Source organism: Pseudoxanthomonas sp. 22568 (assembly GCF_052044485.1).
Taxonomy (GTDB): domain Bacteria; phylum Pseudomonadota; class Gammaproteobacteria; order Xanthomonadales; family Xanthomonadaceae; genus Pseudoxanthomonas_A; species Pseudoxanthomonas_A beigongshangi.
Genome location: NZ_JBQENC010000007.1, coordinates 154,067 through 177,199 on the forward strand (window position 1 = coordinate 154,067; position 23,133 = coordinate 177,199).

Consider the following 23,133-nt stretch of genomic DNA (forward strand, 5'->3'; position numbering starts at 1 on the left):
CGCATCGGCGAAACTCGACCTCCTTTCCCCTGGAAAACGCGAGCCTCGATGCACCATGACACCGACCTGATCAACATCGTCGCCATTGGCCTTGCCCTCGCCTTCGTCCTGGGCGCGGTGGCCAATCGCTTGCGGCTGTCTCCGTTGGTCGGTTATCTGGTGGCGGGCATCTGCGTGGGGCCCTTCAGCCCCGGCTTCGTTGGCGATCAGGAGCTGGCCAAGCAGCTCGCCGAGATCGGCGTGATGCTGCTGATGTTCGGCGTCGGCCTGCACTTCTCGCTCAAGGACCTCATGGAGGTCAAGTGGATCGCCATCCCCGGCGCGCTGGTGCAGATCAGCGCGGCCACGCTGCTCGGCTGGGGCCTGGCGGCGCTGATGGGCTGGCCCACGCTGTACGGGATCATCTTCGGCTTCTCGCTGTCCACCGCCAGTACCGTGGTGCTGCTGCGGGCGATGGAGGAACGCCGCCTGCTGGACACCTCGCGCGGACGCATCGCGGTGGGCTGGCTGATCGTGGAGGACCTGGCCTGCGTGCTGGCGCTGGTGATGATGCCGGTGATCGGCGGACTGGCCGGCCAGCAGGGCGAGACCGGCGGACTCAGCGCCGGCGCCATCATCGCCAGCCTGGGCTGGACCCTGCTCAAGCTCGCGCTGTTCGTCACCGTGATGCTGGTGGTCGGACGGCGGGTGATTCCCTGGATCCTCGAACGCACCGCCAGCACCGGCTCGCGCGAACTGTTCACCCTGTCGGTGCTGGCCATCGCGCTGGGCGTGGCGTTCGGCTCGGCGACCCTGTTCGGCGTGTCCTACGCGCTGGGCGCGTTCTTCGCCGGCATGCTGCTCAACGAGTCCGAACTCAGCCACAAGGCCGCCAACGACTCGCTGCCGCTGCGCGATGCCTTCGCGGTGCTGTTCTTCGTCTCGGTCGGCATGCTGTTCGATCCGAACATCCTGGTCGAGCATCCGTTCGAAGTGCTGGGTACGGCCTTCATCATCCTGTTCGGCAAGTCGGCCGCCGCCTACCTGATCGTGCGTGCCTTCGGCCACCCCAATTCGACCGCGCTGACCATTTCCGCCAGTCTGGCGCAGATCGGCGAATTCGCCTTCATCATCGCCGGCCTGGGCATGGACCTGAAAATCCTGCCCAAGGAAGGCCATGACCTGGTGCTGGCCGGCGCGCTGATCTCGATCATGCTCAATCCGCTGATCTTCGGTCTGCTGGATCGCTGGCAGGCGCGCCAGGAGGCGGCCGCACCGAAAGAAGTCGAACCCGAACCGCCGCCCGGCCCCTCGCTGGACGTGCAGGATCACGCCATCATCATCGGCTATGGCCGGGTAGGCAGTTCGCTGGCGCACGTGCTGCACGAGCGTGGCGTGCCGTTGATCGTCATTGACGACAACGGCGAGCACGTCGAGCGTGCGCACGCCGCCGGCATTCCCGCCATCCGCGGCAGCGCGGCCGCCGACAAGGTGCTGGCCGAAGCCCATCCGGAAAAGGCCAAGATCGCGGTGCTCGCGATCCCGCAGCCGCTGGAGGCCGGCGAGGCCATCGCCAAGCTGCGCGCGATCAATCCGGGCCTGACCCTGCTGGCGCGCGCGCACAGCGACGCCGAGGTGCGCCACCTGCTGGAGCACGGCGCCGACGGCGCCGTGCTGGCCGAACGCGAACTGGCGTTCTCGCTGGCGGAAATGGTGATGGCGACGCCGCCCTACCGCGCGCTGCGCACGGGCGGCTGAGCCGGCTCAGGGCGCGTACTGCAACTCGCGCGGCAGCGCCTCGGAGAGGATTTCCGACAGCGGCCGCGGGGGCGCGTACAGATCGCCCTGCACCCAGTCCACGCGCAGCTCCCGCAGGCAGTCGGCGGTGTCGAGGTCCTCGACGAACTCGGCCACGGTTTCCGCGCCGAACACGCCCGCCACCGCGACGGTGGCCTTGACCATCGCGTGATCGCTGCCGCGCTGGGCGACGTTGCGGATGAAGGATCCGTCGATCTTGATGACGTCGGCGGGCAGCTCCTTCAACCGCGCGAAGCTCTGCATGCCGGTGCCGAAATCGTCGATGGCGATCTGGCAGCCATGCGCGCGCAGATCCCGCAGCAGCCGCGCCGCCACCGGGGTACTCGAAATGGCGGCGGATTCGGTGACCTCGAAGCACAGCGCCGTCAGCGGCAGCGGCGAGTCGGCCAGCAGGGTCCGCAGTTCCACCTGGAAACTCATCGATGCCAGGCTCTGCCCGGTCAGGTTGATCGCGATGCGTTCGCAATACGGCAGGGATTCCGGGTATTTCCGCAGCAGCCGGAACAGCGACTTGATGACCGCCAGATCCAGTTCCGCGCCGCGTCCCGCCGCCTCGATCGGGCGCATGAAGCGCGATGGCGGTATCAGCCTGCCATCATCGTCGCGCAGGCGACACAGCACCTCGCCGGAGATGGTGGGTCCCGGCTCCGCCGCCAGTTCGAGCCTGCGTATCGGCTGGAAGTGCAGCACCAGCCGTTCGTTGCGCAGGCAGGCCAGCGCAATCGCGGCATCCTGCAGTTGCTGCCGGTGGGCGCGGCGCAGGCGTCCATCATCGAAATCGCTGTAGCGCGGCCGCAGCTCGCCATGCTGGCGCGCGTCGAAGGCCAGGTGCGAAGCGTTGAGCAGCGCGGTATCCACGACATCGGCCACCGGATCCGTCCCCGCCGCCGGCAGCGAGGCCACGCCCAGGTACGGCAGCAACCGTACCGGCTGGCCATCGGCGACGAACTCCGCATGTTCGACCCGCGCGACCAGCCGTTCCCAGATATCGTCGTCGGCGTCGGCCACCGGCACCAGCGCGAACTGGCCGGTGCCCAGCACGTACACCTCGGCCAGGTCCGAGAGCCGCGCGGCCATGCCACTGACCACCGCCGCCTGCATGTCCAGGCCGTAGCCGGTCACCAGCGAGTCGGTCTTGTCCAGCAGCAGGAAACCCAGTTCGCGCCGCCGTGGCGGCGCCACCGCCATGCGCCGGCGCAACGCCCGCAGGTTGGGCAGCCCGGTCAGGGTATCGCGCTGGATCTCCTCGGCCAGACGGCGCGACAGTTCGCGGCGGTCCCGGCTGATCACCCACAGATAAAGCATGGCCAGCAGCAGGATGTTCACTTCGGCCGCCAGGTGCAGCAGATTGAACAGGCCCAGCACCGTGCTGCCGTATTCGGCGCTCGCGGACATCGCCACCACCAGGCAGAACAGCGCCGCCGACAGCGCCAGCATGGAACGACGTGGCGGCAACCACAGCACGAACCAGGCCAGCACCACGAACAGGGCGAAGCGGTAGTCCATCAACACCACCGCGGTGCGATCGGCCAGGCCGCCATGGACCATCCGCGAAGCCCACAGGCTCAGGCCCAGGCCGGCAATCAGCAGCAGCGGCCAGGTCCATCCTGCGGTTCCGGAACGACGCGGGGACTGCCTGCCCTCGCGCCACGCCACCACCAGCGGCAGGGTGATCACGGCCACCCCGAACTGCTTGGCGAAGAACATCTGGAATGCCGCGCTGAGCGCTTCGGTCGGCGGCGCGATCACCGCCATGGTGCCGCCCAGCAAGGCGCAACCGGCGGGATAGACGAGCAGGCCGTACAAGGCCAGCCGGCCCAGGCCATGCCGGTCCAGCCGACCCTGTGCGCCCGCCCAGCGCGCGCAGGCCAGGGTCCACACGCCCACCAGCACCCACATCGACGCGCCCCACGCCAGCGGCGCGATCTGCCCCGGTTCCATCGACCATTGCCGGGCCGCCCAGCCCGCGGCGGTGATGGCGAGGGTCGCGATCACCACCCGACGGTCGGGTTCCAGCAGCGCCAGCGCCAGCAGCAGGCCGAAATGCAGGTGGATCAGGGAGGCGTCGGCGGTCTGGCCGAAGAAGTCGATCCGGTAACCGATGGCGATCTGCTGAGCGAGCACGCACAGCAGGCCCCACAGGAGGATCTTGCCGGTCCGGCTTCGCCACCATCCTGTCGTTGGCTGTGGGCTCACTTGCTTCCCTGGTCGAGGGGACGCGCATCGGGCACGTCCACTACCTCCGGAACGCAATCGGGCCCGGGAAGCGGCCACGACCGCTGCGCGCGGCCATGGGACGCATGCCCATGGCCGCGTTTTCCTTTCCGGGCCGGTGTCTCAGCCGCGCTTGTGGAAGACCAGGTGGCCGCCCTCGGCGGCGATCCGCACCGTGTCCCCCGCGCCGAACTCGCCGGACAGGATCTTCTGCGCCAGCGGATTCTCCAGTTGGGTCTGGATGGCCCGCTTCAGCGGTCGCGCGCCATAGACCGGATCGAAACCGACGTTGCCCAGCAGCATCAGCGCCGAATCGTCGATCTCCAGCCCGATCTGGCGCTCGGCCAGGCGCTTGGCCAGGTAGCGGGTCTGGATGCGGGCGATCTCGCGGATCTGCGCCTTGTCCAGCGGATGGAACACCACGATGTCGTCCAGCCGGTTGATGAATTCGGGCCGGAAGTGCGCCTGCACCACGCCCATCACCGCCGCCTTCATCTGGGTATAGCTCTCCGGGCTGTCGCCGCCGTCGGACATGTCCTGGATCAGGTTCGATCCCAGGTTCGAGGTCATCACGATGACGGTGTTGCGGAAGTCCACCGTGCGGCCCTGGCCGTCGGTCAGGCGACCGTCGTCCAGCACCTGCAGCAGGATGTTGAACACGTCCGGATGCGCCTTCTCCACCTCGTCCAGCAGGATCACGCTGTACGGGCGACGACGTACGGCCTCGGTCAGATAGCCGCCCTCTTCATAGCCCACGTAGCCCGGGGGCGCGCCGATCAGGCGGCTGACCGCGTGCTTCTCCATGAACTCGCTCATGTCGATGCGGACCATCGCGTCGGCCGAATCGAACAGGAACTCGGCCAGCGCCTTGCACAGCTCGGTCTTGCCGACGCCGGTCGGGCCGAGGAACAGGAAGCTGCCCGAAGGCCGGTTGGGATCGGACAGGCCGGCGCGCGAACGGCGCACCGCGTCGGACACCACCTTGATCGCCTCCTCCTGGCCGATCACGCGATGGCGCAGGACGTCCTCCATCTTCAGCAGCTTCTCGCGCTCGCCTTCCAGCATCTTGCTGACCGGAATGCCGGTCCAGCGCGAGACCACTTCGGCGATTTCCTCGTCGGTGACCTTGTCCTGCAACAGCCTGAAACCCTTCTGCTCGGCTTCCTGCGCGGCGGTGAGCTGCTTCTCCAGCGCCGGCAGCTGGCCGTACTGGATTTCGCTCATGCGCGCGTAGTCCTGCCGGCGCTGCGCGGCTTCCAGGTCCAGCTTGGCGCGCTCGATCTGCTCCTTGATCTTGGTGGCGCCGGTCAGCGTGGCCTTCTCGGCCTTCCAGATTTCCTCCAGATCGCTGAACTGCTTCTGCAGGGTTTCGATCTCGCTTTCCAGATCGGCCAGGCGCTGCTTCGACTGCGCGTCCTTCTCCTTCTTCAGCGCCTCGCGCTGGATCTTCAGCTGGATCAGGCGGCGCTCCATCCGGTCCATTTCCTCCGGCTTGGAGTCGATTTCCATGCGGATGCGGCTGGCCGCCTCGTCCATCAGATCGATGGCCTTGTCCGGCAACTGGCGGTCGGCGATGTAGCGGTGCGACAGCGTGGCCGCGGCGACGATCGCTGGATCGGTGATCTCCACGCCATGGTGCACGGCGTACTTTTCCTTCAGCCCGCGCAGGATGGCGATGGTGTCCTCGACGCTGGGCTCGCCGACGAACACCTTCTGGAAGCGGCGCTCCAGCGCGGCGTCCTTTTCCACGTACTTGCGGTATTCGTCCAGGGTTGTCGCGCCGATGCAGTGCAGTTCGCCACGCGCCAGCGCCGGCTTGAGCATGTTGCCGGCATCCATCGCGCCCTCGGCCTTGCCGGCACCGACCATGGTGTGCAGCTCGTCGATGAACAGGATGATCTGGCCTTCGTTCTTCGACAGGTCGTTGAGCACCGCCTTCAGGCGCTCCTCGAACTCGCCGCGGAACTTGGCGCCGGCGATCAGCGCGCCCATGTCCAGTGACAGCACGCGCTTGCCGCGCAGTCCCTCGGGGACTTCGCCGTTGACGATGCGCTGGGCCAGGCCCTCCACGATCGCGGTCTTGCCCACGCCGGGCTCGCCGATCAGCACCGGATTGTTCTTGGTGCGGCGTTGCAGGACCTGGATGGTGCGGCGGATTTCCTCGTCGCGTCCGATCACCGGATCCAGCTTGCCGCTCTCGGCGCGCTCGGTCAGATCGATGGTGTACTTCTCCAGCGCCTGGCGCTGGTCCTCGGCGTTCTCCGCCTGCACCTTCTCGCCGCCACGCAGCTTGTCGATGGCCGCGCGCAGCTTCTGCTTGTTGGCGCCGGCGGACTTCAGCTCCTGGCCGGCCGCACCGGTATCGTCCATCACCGCGAGCAGGAACCACTCGCTGGCGATGTACTGATCACCGTTTTCCTGCGCCAGCTTGTCGGTGACGTTGAGCAGGCGCCCCAGATCGTTGCCGATCGACAGGTTGCCGGGCTGGCCGCTGACCTTGGGCAGCTTGTCCAGCGCCTCGCCCAACCGCTCGCGCAGCAGGGGAATGTTGGCGCCGGCCTGGGCCAGCAGCGGACGGGTGCTGCCGCCGTTCTGGTCGAGCAGCGCGGTCAGCACGTGGACCGGTTCGATCATGGTGTTGTCGCGGCCCACGGCCAGCGACTGCGCGTCCGCCAGCGCCTGCTGGAAGCGCGAGGTGAGCTTGTCCATCCGCATCGGGAATACCTCGGGAAGAAGAGGCCGGGCAGCGCCGGCAATGGTACCCAGATGCGGTTCGCGGGAGCTGTTTCAAGGTCTGTTGAGACGGAAGTTCAGCCGCCATAATCCCGTCCATGGCCGCCCCGTCCCCTGTCTGGCATCTCTACCTGCTGCTGTGCCGGGACGGCAGCTACTACGCCGGCATCACCAACGATCTGGACGCCCGTTTTCAGGCCCACGTGGCCGGCAAGGGCGCCCGCTACACCCGCGCGCATCCGCCCGAACGGATCCTCGCCAGCCGTGCCTACCCCGACCGCGCCAGCGCCTCGCGCGCGGAATGGGAGATCAAGCGCCTGCCCAAGGCCCGCAAGCTGGCCTGGCTGCGGTCGTAGGACGGGTCTCGGCCCGTCCTATCGTTTCTGCAGCGACAGCAGCCCCAGCAGCGTCGCCAGCGCGACATATGCGCCGAAGAACTGCCACAGGATCGCCTTCGGCAGGCCCTGCACGTCCCACGGCAGGTAGATGCTGCCGCGCGGATCCACCGAGTGGATGAAACCGAACAGGGTCAGCACCGCGCCGATCAGCAACACCACCGCCGCGCGGCGGAAGCGCTGGTCGATCATCGCCACCAGCGCGGTCGACCAGATCATCGCGGTGATGATGAAGCCGTTGCCGAGCGTGACGATCGCGGCCAGGTCCGGCAGGCCGTGTCCATCCACGCCGTTGTAGAGCGCGGCGAAGTTGTCCGGCGCGATCCAGGCCGGATTGCCGACCTTGATCACCAGCAGGTAGGCGATCGACGGCAGGAACGCCAGCGCCACCGCCGGCGCGTGCGGGCGCGGGCTTTCGTGGAAGGCCTGCACGGTGATGTCCAGGCCGACGTAGACGATGATCGGCGCCAGCACCGCGATTGGCAGCCACTGCACGAGGCCCGACACGTAGCCGAGGATGCCGCCCAGGCCGATGAACAATCCGGTCAGCAGCGTGTAGCCCAGCCGCGCGCCCATGTGCTTGTAGGCGGGCTGGCCGATGTAGGGCGTGGTCTGCGCCACGCCGCCGCAGAAGCCGGCGACCAGCGTGGAGATCGCTTCGGCCAGCAGCACGTCGCGGGTGCGGTAATCGTCGCCGGCCGCGCGCGCGCTTTCGCTGACGTTGATGCCGCCCACCACCATCAGCAGACCGAACGGCAGCAGCAGCGGCAGGTACGGCACGGTGTGCGGCAGGCCGTCGAGGAAACCCAGCGTCGGCAGCGGCAGGGTGAACGTCAACGGCACCGCGTCCGGCAGCTTGAAGCCGGGCGTTCCCAGGCCGGCCAGGCCGAGTCCGTAGTACAGGATGGTGCCGACGATGAAGGCCAGCAGCACACCCGGAATCTTCACCGGCAGCTTGCCCTTGGCGATCAGCACGTACAGCAGCAGGCCGAAGGTGACGAATCCCACCACCGGCGAGCGCAGGGTTTCGATCAGCGGCAGGAAGCCCAGCAGGGTCAGCGCCGCGCCGCCAATCGAGCCCAGCAGCGCCGCGCGCGGCACCACGCGGGTGATCGCGTCGCCGCAGAACGACAGCACCAGCTTCAGCACGCCCATCACCACCAGCGACGCCATGCCCAGCTGCCAGGTGGCGATGGCGGCCGCCTGCGGATCCAGGCCCTGTTGCTTGACGGCGACGAAGGACGGACCCAGCACCAGCAGCGCCATGCCGATGCTGGTCGGCGCGTCCAGGCCCAGCGGCATCGCGGTGACGTCGTCGCGGCCGGTGCGCGCGGCCAGCCGGTGCGCCATCCAGGTGTAGATGAGGTTGCCCACCAGCACGCCCAGCGCGGTGCCCGGGAACATCCGGGTGAACACCACCTCGGCGGGAAACTGGAAGATGCCGATCAGCGCGGCCGAGATGAAGCCGAGGATGGACAGGTTGTCCACGACCAGGCCGAAGAAGCCGTTGAGGTCGCCGGGAACGAACCAGCGGGGGCGGGTTTGAGCGGTCATGGGGATTCGGGGGCGGGAGAGGAAGTCATAGTGTCAGAACGGATTGCCGAGGTGTCGCCGTCGCCCGCCATCTCACCTTGTAGGAGCGACATCAGTCGCGACCGGGAACTTCGACGCCCTGCAGGCGATGGACGACAGTCGACCCCATTCAACCCCGGGACCGGGAGTGCCATCACAAGGCCAGGACGAATCCAATCATGAGCGGGCAGTTCGCTTGAGCCGGTACACACCGGTACGCATCGGCGCATTGATGCCTCGGTCGCGACTTACGTCGCTCCTACAAAGGGAGATGGATCAGCTCAGAACGAAACTTCCGCCGGCTGACGCGACCACAGCACCGACTGGTGGCGCGTGGCCTGCTTCCAGGCGAGGCGGATGGCTTCGATGTCGGCGCGCCGCTGCGGGCTGTCCTCGTGCAGGATCACCAGTACTTTCGAATTCAGGCGCTCCGGGCCGTCCTTGCCGCGGAACAGCCATTGGCCGTAGGCGTCGAACACGGTCAGGCCGTCGGGAAAGCGCGGGGTCACTTCCTTGTCCAGGAACGCGCGCCACTGCGCCTCGCTGATGTTGCTGGCCGCGTCGCCTTCCGTGCCCACGCCGAAATACAGTTCGCTGCGGACCCAGTGCTGCGCCTGTGCTGGCCGGGCCGCATCGCCCTGCATCGTGGCGGTGATCGCTGTGTCCGGGGCGGAACCCGCGGTGCCGCCGGGCGGCGTCGTGGCGCAGGCGCCGAGCGCCAGGATCAGGGACAGGAACAGGAACAGGGTGTGGCGCAGGCGCATGGAACGACTCCGTGGGGGGAACGGTACTGTCGGCCCGGGGCGTTCCGCGTCGAAATAACCCATTGGCATGAGCAGATGGGCAGCGGCCATGACCGCGACGCGGCCGGTTCCCCGGCCGGGGCGTTAATATATCGCTTTATCCGGATGGATAGTTAGATCTAGACTGTCCCGCCGCTTCCCAGGGCCCCACGCATGCATTCCCGCCAGATCCGCTGTTCCTGTTGATGGCTGTCCGCAATCGCCGTTGACCCGTGTCGCCGGCCCCAGACCCGCCGCACCCTCCCCCCGATTTCCCGTATCGCTCCAGGAGTTTCCATGTCCCGCCCCCTCGTGGCGCCGCTCGGCGTCGCCATCGCCCTCGTCCTCTCCACTCCCGCCTTCGGCCAGGAGGCCGGTACCGCCAGTGACGCCGGCACCACCGATCTGGACACCGTCATCGTCACCGGCACCCGCGCGCGGGACCGCACGGTGCTGGAATCCACCGCGCCGGTCGACGTGTTGACCGCCGAGGACATCCGCAAGGCCGGCGTGCTCAATGGCGAGCTCGGCAGCGCCCTGCAGGCACTGCTGCCGTCGTTCAACTTCCCGCGCCAGTCCAACTCAGGCGGCGCCGACCATGTGCGCGCCGCGCAGCTGCGCGGCCTCAGCCCGAACCAGGTGCTGGTGCTGATCAACGGCAAGCGCCGCCACACCAGCGCGCTGGTCAATACCGACAGCAAGATCGGCAAGGGCAATACGCCAGTCGATTTCAACGCCATCCCGGTCAGCGCGATCAAGCGCATCGAGGTGCTGCGCGACGGCGCCGGTGCGCAGTACGGTTCCGATGCCGTGGCCGGCGTGATCAACGTGATCCTCAATGACGCTCCGGAAGGCGGCGCGCTGGAGCTGAGCTACGGCGCGCACCACACCGACGTCGAACCGATCCGCCGCACCGTCACCGACGGCCAAGCCGGTTTCTTCAGCGGCCAGGTCGGCACCGCGCTGGGCAGCGAAGGCGGCTTCCTGCGTGTGGGCCTGGAGTACAAGCAGCGCAACGGCACCAACCGCGCCGGTTTTGATCAGATCCCGTTCTTCGAGGAGCAGACCCCGGACAACCTGGCCTTGGCCGGCAAGCGCAACTACTGGCTGGGCGACGGTGAATCCAAGGACATCAACGGCTGGTTCAACGCGGAACTGCCGATCGGCGACACCGCCGAACTCTATGCGTTCGGCACCTTCCACCAGAGCGATACCGAAGGCGCCAACTACTTCCGCTATCCGGACGGCGTGGCCAACTGGAAGGAGGTCTACCCGAACGGCTATCGCCCGCTGTCGCTGGGCGAGAACCGCGACACCGCCGTGGTCGCCGGCCTGCGCGGCCAATGGGGCGAATGGGACTACGACGCCAGCCTGAACTACGGCCGCAACGCTTTCACCTATCGGCTGCGCAATTCGCTCAACGCCTCGCTGGGCCCGACCAGCCCGACCCGTTTCCGCACCGGCGACTACGAGTTCCGGCAGGCGCTGTTCAATTTCGACGTCAGCCGCGTGTTCGGCGCGCACACCTTCGCCACCGGCGTGGAGTTCCGCCGGGAGGACTACGAAACCGGCGCCGGTGATCCGGCCTCCTACGCGGCCGGCCCGTACACCGATCGCCCGACCGGCTCGCAGGCCGGCGGCGGCCTGACCCCGCAGGACACCGCCGACCTGAGCCGCGACGTGGCCAGCGTGTACGCCAGCCTGAGCAGCCAGTTCGGCGAGAAGTTCTTCACCGACGTGTCGGCCCGCTACGAGCACTACGACGACTTCGGCGGCGAACTGACCGGCAAACTGGCCGCGCGCTACGAGTTCGTTCCTGCCTTCGCGCTGCGCGGCTCGGTGTCGAACAACTTCCGTGCCCCGTCGCTGAGCCAGATCGGCTTCGAATCCACCTCCACCGGCTACGACGCCTCCGGCCAGCTGCTGCAGGGCCGCCTGCTGTCGGTCAACAACCCGATCGCGCGCGCGCTCGGCGCGCAGGATCTGCAGCCGGAGAAGTCGGTCAACCTGAGCCTGGGCTTCACCAGCCGCATCGGCGATCATTTCGATCTGTCCTTCGATGTGTTCCGCATCGACATCGACGACCGCGTGGCGCTGACCGAGCGCATCAGCGGCGATGCGTTGACCGAATTCGTCCAGGACAACTTCGGCGTGCCCGGCGTGCAGAGCGTCAATTTCTTCATCAACGCCGCCGACACCCGCACCGAGGGCGGCGAACTGGTCGCCAACTGGCGCCAGGGACTGGGCGGCGGACAACTGCAGTTGACCGGCACCTGGAGCTACGCCAAGACCGAAATCAAGCGCATCACCGCCACGCCCGAGCAGTTGCTGGCGATCGATCCCTCCTACGTGCTGTTCGGCATCGAGGAGAGCAACACCCTGACCGACGCCGCGCCGCGCACGCGCAGCGTGCTCAGCGCCAACTGGAACAACGACAGGTGGTCGCTGCTGGGCCGGGCGACCCGGCACGGCAGCGCCAAGCGCATCTTCAACTTCGGCGGCGGCTTCGAGCCGGAGCAGACCTATTCGGCCAAGTGGCAGCTGGACGCGGAAGTCGAGTACCGCTTCAGCCCGAAGTGGAGCGTGGCGCTGGGCGGCCTCAACCTGACCGACGAGTATCCGGACCTGTCGAACCAGGACATCTACTACTTCGGCAACCTGCCCTACGACGTGCTGTCCCCCATCGGCAGCAACGGCGCGTACTACTACACGCGCGTGCGTTACAGCTTCTGAAGTACGGGCCTCNGGGAGGCTTCACCGCACTGACCGGGCGGGCGCCGCGGTACGGGACCGCGCGGCAACCGCACGTCCGCGACGAAAGCTGGCTGGCCGGAGTCGCGGACGGGGCGTCCGCCCGATCAGCCCTTGTGCCTCACGGCCTTGCGTCGTCCCGGCGAACTCCGGGCCCCGTCGTGCTCCTGCCCGACGTTCCCGCATCGGGCATCCCATGGATTCCGGCTTTCGCTGGAATGACGACAACGGGGAATCCTCAATCCAGGAATCGCATGCGCTCGGTTTCATCGGGAATCCGGCATGCGGTGGTGCCGAACCAGCGATATCGGTTGAGCGCGAGCCTCCGATAGATCGCATCGCGCAGGCGGCGCGGCACCAGCACCATCAGGTGCGCTAGCGTCCAGACCCCTCCCAGTCCGGCCAGGACGCGGCGGATGCCATCCGTGTCCGTCCACGCATGCGCGCCTTCCAGCAACAGGAACGACGCCGGGTCGTCCGGATCCAGGCCATGCCGCGCCAGCAGCGCGCGTCCCGCGGTTCCCTGCATCGCGGCGAATCGATAGCGGCGGCGTCGATCATGGCGAAGCAGGAAATCCACCCAGCCATTGCAGAGCACGCAGGTGCCGTCGAACACGACGACGGCCTCGCCGGCATCGGCGCCCGTGTGCACGTCCACGTCAGGCGACATCCAGCCAGCCCCGGTAATGCACCAGCGGGCCGATCACCGGCAACGCGGCCTGCACGTCGAACGCATAGCGTTCCCCCTGCGCCGATTCGCGCGCGCGGACCCCGCTGAACCAGCGCGCCGGCAACGGAACGCCCAGCGCGCGCACGCGCTCCACCGTCCATTCGATGCCGCCATCGCGCACGCGCAGACGGAATCCGAACCGCACCAGTCCCAGTTGCTCGCACAGCAGGCCGTCCTCGCGCCACAGCCGCGAGGCCATCGCGTGTCCTCGCACGTGGCGGATCCAGCGCTCGGCATTCGGCTGGATGTCGATGTCGACCGCGATGGCGCCATTTCCCGCCGGCGGCAGTCGCGTCGCCGCCGCGCACAGGCGCGACAGCAGGCCATGGCCGCGACGCACGTCCACCTCGCCCAGGTATCGCGCCGGGCCGGCGCGCAGGTGCAACCGGCGCACCACGTCGGGCAGCGCCGCGAAATCCTCTCCCAGCAACCGGGCGAACAGGGGCCGGGCCGTCTCCGCGCCAGCCGTTACGGCTGCATCCATACCAGGGTCGCCATCCGCCCGGTCTGCGCGTCGCGGCGATGCGAATAGAACCGCTGCGCGTCGGTGATCGTGCACAGGCCGCCGCCGTGGATCCGGGTCACCCCGGCATCCTCCAGCCGCAACCGCGCGAGCGCGTACAGATCCACGCGCCAGTGGCCGGGACGGGTCGGCTCGAATGCGGACGCGGCGCGCGGGTCGGTGCCGACAAAGGCCTCGTGCACTTCCTCGCCGATCTCGTAGGCCTGTGGCCCGGCGGCGGGGCCCAGCCAGGCCAGCAGCCGTTCCGGTGCCACCCGCATGCTTTCCACCGTCCGCTCCAGCACACCGCCGGCCAGCCCGCGCCAGCCGGCGTGGGCCGCGCCGATCACCCGGCCATCATCGCTGGCGAACACCACCGGCAGGCAATCGGCGGTGAGGATGGCCAGGACCACGCCGGGCTCGGCGGTGACGGCGGCGTCGCCATCCGGCTCGTCCCCCGCCGCTTCCTGCCCGAACCGCACCACACCGGTCCCGTGGACCTGGTGCAGCCAGCGCGGCGGCGACGGCAGTTCGAATCGTTCGATCAGTTCGGCCCGGTTGGCCTCGACCACGGCGGGGTCATCGCGGTACTGGCCGTAGCGGGTACCGAGATTGAAGCTGTCGAACGGCGCCCGCGAGCGGCCCGCGCCATGGCGCAGCGTGGTGAACGCGCGCACGTCGGGCGGGGCCGGCCAGTCGGCCGGAAGGGTCGCGCTCATCCGCGCTGCGCCTCGGTATCGGCGCGCAGCGCGGCCATCAGCTCCCGCATGTCCGCCGGCACCGGCGCGGACACCCGGATCGGCTCGCCGCCGACCGGATGGCGGAACTCCAGCGTCTCGGCGTGCAGCGCCTGGCGGCGGAAGCCGCGCAGCGCCGCCACCAGTTCCTCGCTGGCGCCCTTGGGCAGCTTCAGCGGGCCGCCGTACAGCGGGTCGCCGACGATCGGATAGCGGATGTGCGCCATGTGCACGCGGATCTGGTGGGTGCGGCCGGTTTCCAGGCGGCACTCCAGCGCGGTGTGGGCGCGGAAGCGCTCGCGCAGGCGGTAATGGGTGACCGCGTCGCGGCCATCGTCGCGCACGGCCATCTTCAGGCGGTCGCGCGGGTGGCGGTCGATCGGCGCATTGGCGGTTCCACCGGACACCATCGCGCCAACCACCACCGCCAGGTACTGGCGATGTACCTCGCGCGAGGAGAGCTGCTCGACCAGCGCGGTCTGCGCCGGCAGGGTGCGCGCCACCACCATGACCCCGGAGGTGTCCTTGTCCAGGCGATGGACGATGCCGGCGCGCGGCAGGGTGTGCAGCGATGCATCCCGGTGCAGCAGCGCGTTGACCAAGGTGCCGGTCGGGTTGCCGGCGCCGGGGTGGACCACCAGCCCGGCCGGCTTGTCCAGCACGAAGACATGCTCGTCCTCGTAAAGGATGTCCAGCGGGATGTCTTCGGGCTCGGCGTGGGTCTGGGTCTCCAGCACCACGGCCAGGCTGGCCAGTTCGCCGCCGCGCACCGGGTCGCGCGGCTTGACCGCCTGGCCGTCCAGGCGGGCGTCGCCGGACTTGATCCACTCGGCCAGGCGGGAACGGGAGAATTCGGGGAAAAGCTCGGCCAGCACGGCGTCGAAACGGCGTCCGGCAGCGGATTCAGGCACCCGCGCGGTGCGCGGCGCCTCGGTAGGCAGGGTATCGGTCATCGGGGTGAGGCGGCGGAAACCGGGGATGTTCGCCGATTGTTCATGGCTTGGGCACCGCCTAGGCTATCATCGACAGCCTGTTTCCCTGCCGCGGCATTGCCGCCAGCCCATGACCCAGCGTGCTTCCACCCGTTTCACCGCCGTCGCCCGCACCGGCCTGCTGTTGCTCGTCATCGTCGCCACCGGTACCGGCTGCGGCATGTTCAAGCGCAAGAAGGAAGTGGAAGTCCAGCCGGTCGAGCAGATGTACGAGACCGCCCACCAGTCGATGATGAACGAGAACTGGGAACGCGCCCAGACCAACTTCCGCGCGCTGGTGGCCCAGTATCCGTACGGCCCGTACACCGAGCAGGCGCTGATGGAATCGGCCTACGCCCAGTACAAGGCCGGCAAGCTGGACGACGCGGTCTCCTCGATCGACAAGTTCCTGCGCACCTATCCGACCCACCGCAACGTGCCGTACATGTATTACCTGCGCGGCCTGTCCAACTCGACCCGCGACGCGGTGTTCCTGCAGCGGGTGTGGAAGCTGGATGCCAGCCGCCGCGACCTGTCCACGCCGATGCAGGGCTACAACGATTTCAGCATCGTCGCCGAGCGTTATCCGAACAGCCGCTATGCGGCCGACGCGCGCCAGCGCATGGTCTACCTGCGCAACCAGTTCGCCCGCCACGAAATGGACACCGCGCTGTACTACCTGCGCCGCGACGCCTGGGTTTCCGCCGCCACCCGCGCCCGCTACCTGCTGGAAACCTATCCGCAGAGCGAGTACCAGTACGACGCCGTGGCCGTGCTCGGCGAGGCCTACACGCAACTGGGCAACAAGTCCCTGGCCGACGATGCCCGCCGCGTGCTGCAGTTGAACGAGCCGCAGCACCCCTGGCTGACCGGCGAGTGGCCCAAGTATCCCTGGGCGATTCGCAAGCTCAACCCGTTCGCGGGCGAGAAATCGCCGGCCAGCGGCGCCGCGGTCCGCAAGAAGGACTGAGCCGCGCGCATCGCGCATGAAAAAAGGGCCGCAAGGCCCTTTTTTTGTTGGGCGTTTTGAAAGGCGCCCCCCATCCCAACCTTCCCCCGCACGCGGGGGAAGGGGCGGAAGCACGGGGCCGTCAGGCGACAGGCACAGCTCCCTCCCCCGCCTGCAGGGGAGGGCTGGGGTGGGGGCACACCGAAGCCAACCAGCCCCAATCAAAGCGCCGCCACCAAAGACGGCATTTCATTTATCTCGCGAAACCGACTTCCCGCCCCCATCCCAACCTTCCCCCGCAAGCGGGGGAAGGGGCAGAAGCACGGGGCCGTCAGGCGACAGGCACAGCTCCCTCCCCCGCCTGCGGGGGAGGGCCGGGTGGGGGCAAACCGAAGCCAACCAACCCCATCCAACCGGGAAGAAACAAAACCGGAGCGCCCCGACCGGACCAACGCTCCCCGTATCGCTCAACTACCGTACTTGTTCGTGATCGGATAGCGCCGTTCACGGCCGAACGCACGGCGCGAGATCTTCGGGCCCGGCGCGGCCTGGTGGCGCTTCCACTCGTTGATCCGGACCAGCCGCAGCATCCGGTCCACGGTGGCGGCGTCGAAACCGGCGGCGACGATCTCGTCGCGCGACTGTTCCAGATCCACGTAGCGGAACAGGATGGCGTCCAGCACGTCGTACGGCGGCAGCGAATCCTGGTCGGTCTGGTTCTCGCGCAGTTCCGCCGACGGCGGGCGGCTGATGACGGCCGGCGGGATCACCGGCGCGCCGCCAACGGTGTTGCGCCAGCGCGCCAGCGAGAACACCTCGGTCTTGTACAGATCCTTGATCGGTGCATAGCCGCCGCACATGTCGCCATAGATGGTCGCGTAACCGACCGCGTATTCGCTCTTGTTGCCGGTGGTCAGCAGCAGGCCGCCGAACTTGTTGCTCAGCGCCATCATGATCACGCCGCGGCTGCGCGACTGCAGGTTTTCCTCGGTGGTGTCGGCCGGCAATCCGGCGAACAGCGGTCCCAGCGTCTCCAGGAAACCCTTGAACGGCGCCTCGATCGGAATCGTCTCCAGCCGCACGCCCAGCGCCTGGCACTGCTCGGCCGCCAGATCGTTGGAAAGCCCGGCGGTGTAGCGCGACGGCAAACGCACGGCGGTGACGTTCTCCGCCCCCAGCGCGTCCACTGCCAGCGCCAGCACCAGTGCCGAGTCGATGCCGCCGGACAGGCCCAGCCAGACCTTCTGGAAGCCGTTCTTGCCGCAGTAGTCGCGCAGTCCGCGCACGATCGCGCGCCAGGCCAGCGCGTCGCGGCTCTCGTCGCCGTCGTCCATCCACTGCACCGGGCTGAAGCGGCGTCCCTCCGGGTCGTAATCCACCACCAGCCATTGATCGGTGAACGCCGCCGCGGCCGGATGCACGGTGCCGTCGCCGTCGGCCACCACGGAAGCGCCATCGAACACCAGCGCATCCTGCCCGCCGACCACGTTCAGATAGGCCAGCGCCAGGCCGGTATCGCGGGTGCGCTCGGCCAGCAGCGCGTCGCGCTGGGCATGCTTGTCGCGGTCGAACGGCGAGGCGTTCGGCACCAGCGCCATCCGCGCACCGGCGCGCGCGGTCGCGGCCAGCGGCTCGGGAAACCACAGGTCCTCGCAGATGATCAGCCCGACCGGCACGCCCTTGACCTCGAACACGCAGGTCTCGCCGTTCGGATCCACGTCGAAATAACGGCGCTCGTCGAATACCGCGTAGTTCGGCAGCTCGCGCTTGCGGTAGGTCGCCTCCAGGCGCCCGTCGCGCAGCACGCTGGCCGAGTTGTAGACCACGCTGCCGGCCGATTCGGGCCAGCCGACCACGGCGACGATGCCGTGGGTGGTGGCGGCCAGCTGGCGCAACGCGGTCTCGCAATCGGCCAGGAAGCGCGGCCGCAGCAGCAGGTCTTCCGGCGGATAGCCGCTGATGGCCAATTCCGGGAACAACACGATATCCGCGCCGTACTCGTCGCGCGCCTCGGCGATCTGCGCGGCGATGCGCTCGGCATTCCGGGCGACGTCGCCCACGGGGAAATCGAACTGGGCCAGGGCGATGCGGAGGGTCTGGGACATGTCGGTCTTCAGGTTCGAGCCTTCACCGCTGCGCGGGAAAGCGGGACGTGGGCGGTGCCCGGCAGCCGCGAAACGACCAGCGCGCGAACACCCTCGAGGTTCGTCATCACCTCATTATTCCAGAAGCGCAGGACCTGGAAGCCCTTTCGCCGCAGGAAGGCGCCCCGCCGCGCATCCATCGCGTCGTCCATGTGCTGGCCGCCGTCCACTTCGATCAGCAATCGCGCCTCCAGGCAGGCGAAGTCGGCGATGTAGGGGCCGATGGGGCATTGCCGGCGGAAATGGAAGCCTTCGAGCTGGCGTCGCTGCAGGATCGTCCACAGGCGGCGTTCGGCCGGTGTCATGTCCTTGCGAAGTTCACGCGCCCTGTTCCGCTTCTGTCCCTGTCGCATCCGCACGTCCTGTGCTTGGGTGGGTTGGCATCTTGCCCCCATCCCAACCTTCCCCCGCAAGCGGGGGAAGGGGCCAGAAGCCACACCCGACGGCAAACCGACAAATCAGGACAATTCGTTGAGACACCTTCCCTCGCTCTCAAGCCCCCTCCCCCGCTCGCGGGGGAGGGCTGGGGTGGGGGCAAACCAAAGCCATCCAACCCACCCAAAACAAAAAACCGCCCGAAGGCGGCTTCCGTTCACACCACAAACGCAAAAACCATTTCGTGAAACCTGCGTCAATCGCCGCACGAATCCCCCTCCCCCGCTCGCGGGGGAGGGCCGGGGTGGGGGCAAACCGAAGCCATCCAACCCACCCAAAATAAAAAACCACCCGAAGGCGGCTTCCGTTCACACCACAAACGCAAAAACCATTTCGTGAAACCTGCGTCAATCGCCGCAAGAATCCCCCTCCCCCGCCCGCGGGGGAGGGCCGGGGTGGGGGCAAGCCGAAGCCAGCCAACCCACCCAAAACAAAAGGCCGCCCGAAGGCGGCCTTTCGTCCATTCCGCAAACGCGGAAACGACTTACTTCAGGCGAGCGGCAATCGCCGCGCCCAGGTCGCCCGGCGAGCGGACCGTGGTCACGCCCGCGGCTTCCATCGCCGCGAACTTGCCTTCCGCCGTGCCCTTGCCGCCGGAGGCGATGGCACCGGCATGGCCCATGCGCTTGCCGGCCGGGGCCGAGGCGCCGGCGATGAAGCCGACGACCGGCTTCTTGACGTGCTTGGCGATGTACTCGGCGCCTTCTTCCTCGGCCGAGCCACCGATTTCGCCGACCATGATGATGCCTTCGGTCTGCGGATCGTTGTTGAACAGGGTCAGCGCCTCGACGAAGTTCAGGCCGTTGATCGGATCGCCGCCGATGCCGATGCAGGTGCTCTGGCCCAGGCCCACGTCGGTGGTCTGCTTGACCGCTTCATAGGTCAGCGTGCCCGAACGCGAGACGATGCCGATCTTGCCCGGCTGGTGGATGTGGCCCGGCATGATGCCGATCTTGCACTCGCCCGGGGTGATGATGCCGGGGCAGTTCGGGCCGATCAGGGTGACGCCCGGATAGCCCTTCAGGGTGTTCTTGACCCGCAGCATGTCCAGCACCGGGATGCCCTCGGTGATCGCCACGATCACCTTGATGCCGGCGTCGGCCGCTTCCAGGATCGCGTCGGCCGCGAACGGCGGCGGCACGTAGATGACCGAAGCGTCGGCGCCGGTGTCCTGCACCGCGTCACGCATGGTGTTGTAGACCGGCAGATCGATGTGGGTCGTGCCGCCCTTGCCGGGGGTCACGCCGCCCACCACCTGGGTGCCGTACTCGACCATCTGGGTCGCGTGGAAGGTGCCCTGCTGGCCGGTGAAGCCCTGGACGAGGACCTTGGTGTTCTTGTTGACCAAAACGCTCATGAATTATTCCTAGTCTCGTCGTGGGGTCAGGCGGCCTTGACCGCAGCGACGGCCTTCTTGGCGCCGTCGTTGATGTCGTCGGCCGGGATGATGGCCAGACCGGAATCGCGCAGCAGCGCCTTGCCGGCTTCCACGTTGGTGCCTTCCAGGCGCACGATCACCGGCACCTTGACGCCCACGTCCTTGACCGCGGCGATGATGCCTTCGGCGATCATGTCGCAGCGGACGATGCCGCCGAAGATGTTCACGAAGATCGCCTTGACCTTGTCGCTGGACAGGATCAGCTTGAACGCGGTGGTCACGCGCTCCTTGGTGGCGCCGCCGCCGACGTCCAGGAAGTTCGCCGGCTCGCCGCCGTTGAGCTTGATGACGTCCATGGTGGCCATCGCCAGGCCGGCGCCATTGACCATGCAGCCGATGTTGCCGTCCATGGTCACGTAGTTCAGGTCGTGCTCGGAGGCCAGCACTTCGGTCTCGTCTTCCTGCGCCTTGTCGCGCATGGCGACCAGGTCCGGATGGCGGAACGAGGCGTTGTCGTCGGAGTTGACCTTGCCGTCCAGCACGGCCAGATCGCCGTTGGTGAGGATCGCCAGCGGGTTCAGTTCGACCAGCGCCAGATCCTTCTCGTTGAACAGCTTGTACAGGCCCATCATGATCTTGGTCAGCTGATTGACCTGCTTGGCGTTCAGGCCCAGCTTGAAGCCGATGTCACGGCACTGGTACGGCTGCAGGCCCTGGACGAAGTTCACGTCCAGCTGGTGGATCAGTTCCGGGGTTTCCGCGGCGACCTTCTCGATCTCCACGCCGCCTTCGCTGGAGGTGATGAAGGTGACGGCCTTGGTGGCGCGATCGACCAGCACCGACAGGTACAGTTCCTTGGCGATGTCGGTGCCTTCGGAGATCAGCACCGCATCGATCGGCAGGGCCACGCCGGCCGACTGGTAGGTCGCCATGCGGGTGCCCAGCATCGCGGCGGCGTACTGCTTCACTTCATCCAGGGTCTTGGCCAGCTTGACGCCGCCGGCCTTGCCGCGGCCACCGGCGTGGATCTGGGCCTTCACGACCCAGAGGTCGCCCGGAATGGACTTCGCGGCTTCAACCGCTTCTTCCGGCGTGCGCGCGACGCGCCCGGCCGGAACTGCAATGCCATATTCGGCAAACAGTTGTTTTGCCTGGTATTCGTGGAAATTCATGCGTCACCGTGGGTAGGGAACAGGTAAGCGAGGCCGGACGTCCGGGAAAAGCGCGTTTGGACGTGCGAAGGCCGCCCGGCGGGCGCCAGCCAGCCCCCTATTGTCGCCCAGCGGGCCGGACGGCGCAAAATCAGCCGCCCGGGCCCGGCCTGCCTATACTGGTGCCATCGCCGACGGGGGGAGTCCGCGCTTGCCGCAAAGCCATTCGATCCTGGGACGCATCGAATCCGCTCCGCGGCGCGAACTGTATTTCTTCGCCCTGTACCGGACGCTGGAAGCGGCGATCCTGGCCGGGCTGGTGTTCAGCCCGCTTTCGGACCTGCTGGGTTCCCAGCGCCACCCGCAGTTGGGGCTGGGGGTCACGGTCGGCTATCTGGTCGCCTCGGTCCTGCTGCTGCTGGTGCGCAGTCCCCGCTGGATGACCCTCACCGTGGTCGTCGGTCTGGCCGTGGACATCGTCGCGGCCGCGGTCATCACCCACGCCCTGCCGGCGACCACCGCCGGGGTGGCGATGATGCTGCTGTTCAACGTCGCCGCCGGGGTGCTGCTGCTGCCCTCGCGCGGCTGGGCGCTGGCGATGATCGGCCTGACCGTGGCCATGCTGTTCGCCGAGTACGGCTGGACCTTCTTCCACGACGGCGGCACCGACCGTTCGATCGCCGAGGTGGTGATGTTCGCCATCAGCTACCTGGCCGTCGGCTACCTGGCCCATCAGGCCGGCCAGCGCGCCCGCCGCAGCGAGGCGCTGGCGGATCAGCGCGGCGCCGAAGTCGCCAACCTGGTGGAAATCAACGAGCTGATCATCCGCCGCATGCGCACCGGCGTGCTGGTGGTGGACGCGGACAACCACATCAAGCTGGCCAACGAGGCCGCCAGCCTGCTGCTCGGCGACGGCGAGGGTGGCGAGGGCGCCAGCGACGGGCTCGGCGTCCTGCTGACCCACACCGCGCCGGAGCTGGCCCGCCGCCTGCAGCGCTGGCGCAACGGCTGGCAGGCCGACGACACCCCGATGCAGCTGTCGCCTGACCAGCCCGAAGTGCAGCCGCGCTTCGCCCGCCTGCTGGCCGACAGCGAGACCTCGCTGATCTTCCTCGATGACGCCACCGTGGTCTCGCGCCGCGCCGAATCGCTGACCCTGGCCGCGCTGGGCCGCTTCTCGGCCAGCCTGGCCCACGAGATCCGCAACCCGCTGGCGGCCATCAACTACGCGGTGCAGTTGCTGGAAGAATCCCGCCAGATCGTCGACGGCGACCGCCGCCTGCTGCAGATCATCCACCAGCAGTGCCAGCGCACCAACGGCATCGTCGAGAGCGTGCTGGGCCTGGCCCGGCGCGAGCGCGCCAGCCCGGAGCACCTGGACCTCAATACCTTCGTCCGCCGTTTCATCGACGAGTACCAGCAATCGCTGTCGATCGAGACCGATACCCTGGAGGCGGTGATCGGTCCACGCCCGGTCCCGGCCCTGGTCGATCAGCGCCATCTCCAGCAGATCGTGACCGTGCTGGTGCAGAACGCGATGAACTACGGGCGCCTGCCGGGCGAACCGGCGCGGGTGCGGGTGCGGGTGTTCCAGGCCGACCACCGCCCGATGATCGACGTCATGGACCGGGGTCCCGGCATTCCCGAAGCGGTGGCGGCGCAATTGTTCCGGCCTTTCTTCACCACGTCCGAGCACGGCACCGGCCTGGGCCTGTACATCGCCCGCGAGCTGTGCCGGGCCAACCAGGCGACCCTGGAGTACGTCCCGGTCCCCGGCGGCGGCAGTTGCTTCCGCATCACCCTGCCCGGCCCGCATGCGCTGCTGCCCGCCTGAGCCATTCGACCGGATCCGGGCCATTCCGTGCCGCAGTCTTCATGTTTGAGACCTCACA

Annotated in this window: 17 protein-coding genes; 5 read left to right on the forward strand and 12 right to left on the reverse strand. The window is 68.0% G+C overall.

Annotated elements, in window-relative coordinates; translation table 11 throughout:
* Positions 1-48 precede the first annotated feature (48 nt).
* Positions 49-1,737, forward strand: coding sequence for a YbaL family putative K(+) efflux transporter (gene ybaL / locus ACTJI2_RS11065; protein ID WP_183638960.1), 1,689 nt, complete (start codon positions 49-51; stop codon positions 1,735-1,737).
* Positions 1,738-1,743: 6 nt separating this feature from the next.
* Here the strand turns inward: ybaL and ACTJI2_RS11070 are convergent, their stop codons facing one another.
* Positions 1,744-3,993: a bifunctional diguanylate cyclase/phosphodiesterase gene (locus ACTJI2_RS11070; protein ID WP_183638962.1), complete on the reverse strand. Its 2,250-nt coding sequence runs from the start codon at positions 3,991-3,993 to the stop codon at positions 1,744-1,746.
* A gap of 141 nt (positions 3,994-4,134) precedes the next feature.
* Complete coding sequence (gene clpB, locus ACTJI2_RS11075; protein ID WP_183638964.1) at positions 4,135-6,726, reverse strand: ATP-dependent chaperone ClpB; 2,592 nt, start codon at positions 6,724-6,726, stop codon at positions 4,135-4,137.
* Between the two features lie 116 nt (positions 6,727-6,842).
* Here clpB and ACTJI2_RS11080 point away from each other — a divergent pair, with 116 nt between their 5' ends.
* Positions 6,843-7,100, forward strand: coding sequence for a GIY-YIG nuclease family protein (locus ACTJI2_RS11080; protein WP_183638966.1), 258 nt, complete (start codon positions 6,843-6,845; stop codon positions 7,098-7,100).
* Between the two features lie 18 nt (positions 7,101-7,118).
* Here ACTJI2_RS11080 and ACTJI2_RS11085 read toward each other — a convergent pair whose 3' ends face one another.
* Together ACTJI2_RS11085 and ACTJI2_RS11090 are read right to left on the reverse strand one after the other, a co-directional pair.
* Positions 7,119-8,693, reverse strand: coding sequence for a hypothetical protein (locus ACTJI2_RS11085; protein ID WP_440842095.1), 1,575 nt, complete (start codon positions 8,691-8,693; stop codon positions 7,119-7,121).
* A 299-nt stretch (positions 8,694-8,992) separates the two neighbouring features.
* Positions 8,993-9,475 (reverse strand): DUF3574 domain-containing protein, encoded by a 483-nt coding sequence (locus tag ACTJI2_RS11090; RefSeq protein WP_440842097.1) that lies wholly within the window; start codon positions 9,473-9,475, stop codon positions 8,993-8,995.
* 315 nt (positions 9,476-9,790) lie between these two features.
* Here ACTJI2_RS11090 and ACTJI2_RS11095 point away from each other — a divergent pair, with 315 nt between their 5' ends.
* On the forward strand, positions 9,791-12,226 hold the full coding sequence (locus ACTJI2_RS11095; protein WP_183638972.1) for a TonB-dependent receptor plug domain-containing protein: 2,436 nt from the start codon (positions 9,791-9,793) through the stop codon (positions 12,224-12,226).
* Between the two features lie 256 nt (positions 12,227-12,482).
* Here ACTJI2_RS11095 and ACTJI2_RS11100 read toward each other — a convergent pair whose 3' ends face one another.
* Genes ACTJI2_RS11100 through rluD form a run of 4 tightly spaced genes read right to left on the reverse strand, consistent with a single transcriptional unit; the run spans position 12,483 to position 15,166 of the window.
* Positions 12,483-12,914, reverse strand: coding sequence for a thiol-disulfide oxidoreductase DCC family protein (locus tag ACTJI2_RS11100; protein ID WP_440842099.1), 432 nt, complete (start codon positions 12,912-12,914; stop codon positions 12,483-12,485).
* On the reverse strand, positions 12,904-13,458 hold the full coding sequence (locus ACTJI2_RS11105; protein ID WP_192197953.1) for a DUF4166 domain-containing protein: 555 nt from the start codon (positions 13,456-13,458) through the stop codon (positions 12,904-12,906). Before ACTJI2_RS11105 ends, ACTJI2_RS11100 begins: the two co-directional genes overlap by 11 nt.
* Positions 13,443-14,195: a peptidoglycan editing factor PgeF gene (gene pgeF / locus ACTJI2_RS11110; RefSeq protein WP_192197954.1), complete on the reverse strand. Its 753-nt coding sequence runs from the start codon at positions 14,193-14,195 to the stop codon at positions 13,443-13,445. The genes ACTJI2_RS11105 and pgeF overlap by 16 nt, the downstream gene beginning before the upstream one ends.
* Positions 14,192-15,166, reverse strand: a complete 975-nt coding sequence (rluD, locus tag ACTJI2_RS11115; protein WP_183638980.1) for a 23S rRNA pseudouridine(1911/1915/1917) synthase RluD — start codon at positions 15,164-15,166, stop codon at positions 14,192-14,194. The genes pgeF and rluD overlap by 4 nt, the downstream gene beginning before the upstream one ends.
* 109 nt (positions 15,167-15,275) lie before the next feature.
* On the opposite strand from rluD, the gene ACTJI2_RS11120 reads away from it, so the two are divergent.
* Complete coding sequence (locus ACTJI2_RS11120) at positions 15,276-16,154, forward strand: outer membrane protein assembly factor BamD (RefSeq protein ID WP_440842100.1); 879 nt, start codon at positions 15,276-15,278, stop codon at positions 16,152-16,154.
* A 446-nt stretch (positions 16,155-16,600) separates the two neighbouring features.
* On the opposite strand, the gene ACTJI2_RS11125 is transcribed toward ACTJI2_RS11120, so the two are convergent.
* The 4 genes from ACTJI2_RS11125 to sucC all read right to left on the reverse strand — a co-directional run bounded on the left by ACTJI2_RS11125 (position 16,601) and on the right by sucC (position 21,262).
* On the reverse strand, positions 16,601-18,238 hold the full coding sequence (locus tag ACTJI2_RS11125) for an NAD+ synthase (protein WP_192197955.1): 1,638 nt from the start codon (positions 18,236-18,238) through the stop codon (positions 16,601-16,603).
* Between the two features lie 8 nt (positions 18,239-18,246).
* Positions 18,247-18,630: an endonuclease domain-containing protein gene (locus ACTJI2_RS11130; RefSeq protein ID WP_183638985.1), complete on the reverse strand. Its 384-nt coding sequence runs from the start codon at positions 18,628-18,630 to the stop codon at positions 18,247-18,249.
* Positions 18,631-19,196: 566 nt separating this feature from the next.
* Positions 19,197-20,069 (reverse strand): succinate--CoA ligase subunit alpha, encoded by an 873-nt coding sequence (sucD, locus tag ACTJI2_RS11135; RefSeq protein WP_141455714.1) that lies wholly within the window; start codon positions 20,067-20,069, stop codon positions 19,197-19,199.
* Positions 20,070-20,095: 26 nt separating this feature from the next.
* Positions 20,096-21,262, reverse strand: a complete 1,167-nt coding sequence (gene sucC, locus ACTJI2_RS11140) for an ADP-forming succinate--CoA ligase subunit beta (RefSeq protein WP_141455713.1) — start codon at positions 21,260-21,262, stop codon at positions 20,096-20,098.
* 190 nt (positions 21,263-21,452) lie between these two features.
* Between sucC and ACTJI2_RS11145 the strand changes: the two genes are divergently transcribed.
* A complete protein-coding gene (locus tag ACTJI2_RS11145) occupies positions 21,453-23,075 on the forward strand; it encodes a sensor histidine kinase (RefSeq protein WP_440842101.1) in 1,623 nt (540 codons plus the stop codon).
* Positions 23,076-23,133 lie beyond the last annotated feature (58 nt).

Bases quoted from the DNA above. Each gene is read 5' to 3' on its own strand.
- ACTJI2_RS11080 (WP_183638966.1), top strand. From the start codon at position 6,843: ATGGCCGCCCCGTCCCCTGTCTGGCATCTCTACCTGCTGCTGTGCCGG.
- sucC (WP_141455713.1), bottom strand. From the start codon at position 21,262: ATGAATTTCCACGAATACCAGGCAAAACAACTGTTTGCCGAATATGGC.
- ACTJI2_RS11100 (WP_440842099.1), bottom strand. From the start codon at position 12,914: ATGTCGCCTGACGTGGACGTGCACACGGGCGCCGATGCCGGCGAGGCC.
- sucD (WP_141455714.1), bottom strand. From the start codon at position 20,069: ATGAGCGTTTTGGTCAACAAGAACACCAAGGTCCTCGTCCAGGGCTTC.
- ACTJI2_RS11095 (WP_183638972.1), top strand. From the start codon at position 9,791: ATGTCCCGCCCCCTCGTGGCGCCGCTCGGCGTCGCCATCGCCCTCGTC.
- clpB (WP_183638964.1), bottom strand. From the start codon at position 6,726: ATGCGGATGGACAAGCTCACCTCGCGCTTCCAGCAGGCGCTGGCGGAC.
- rluD (WP_183638980.1), bottom strand. From the start codon at position 15,166: ATGACCGATACCCTGCCTACCGAGGCGCCGCGCACCGCGCGGGTGCCT.
- ACTJI2_RS11120 (WP_440842100.1), top strand. From the start codon at position 15,276: ATGACCCAGCGTGCTTCCACCCGTTTCACCGCCGTCGCCCGCACCGGC.
- ACTJI2_RS11130 (WP_183638985.1), bottom strand. From the start codon at position 18,630: ATGCGACAGGGACAGAAGCGGAACAGGGCGCGTGAACTTCGCAAGGAC.
- ACTJI2_RS11105 (WP_192197953.1), bottom strand. From the start codon at position 13,458: ATGGATGCAGCCGTAACGGCTGGCGCGGAGACGGCCCGGCCCCTGTTC.
- ACTJI2_RS11125 (WP_192197955.1), bottom strand. From the start codon at position 18,238: ATGTCCCAGACCCTCCGCATCGCCCTGGCCCAGTTCGATTTCCCCGTG.
- ACTJI2_RS11090 (WP_440842097.1), bottom strand. From the start codon at position 9,475: ATGCGCCTGCGCCACACCCTGTTCCTGTTCCTGTCCCTGATCCTGGCG.
- pgeF (WP_192197954.1), bottom strand. From the start codon at position 14,195: ATGAGCGCGACCCTTCCGGCCGACTGGCCGGCCCCGCCCGACGTGCGC.
- ybaL (WP_183638960.1), top strand. From the start codon at position 49: ATGCACCATGACACCGACCTGATCAACATCGTCGCCATTGGCCTTGCC.
- ACTJI2_RS11085 (WP_440842095.1), bottom strand. From the start codon at position 8,693: ATGACCGCTCAAACCCGCCCCCGCTGGTTCGTTCCCGGCGACCTCAAC.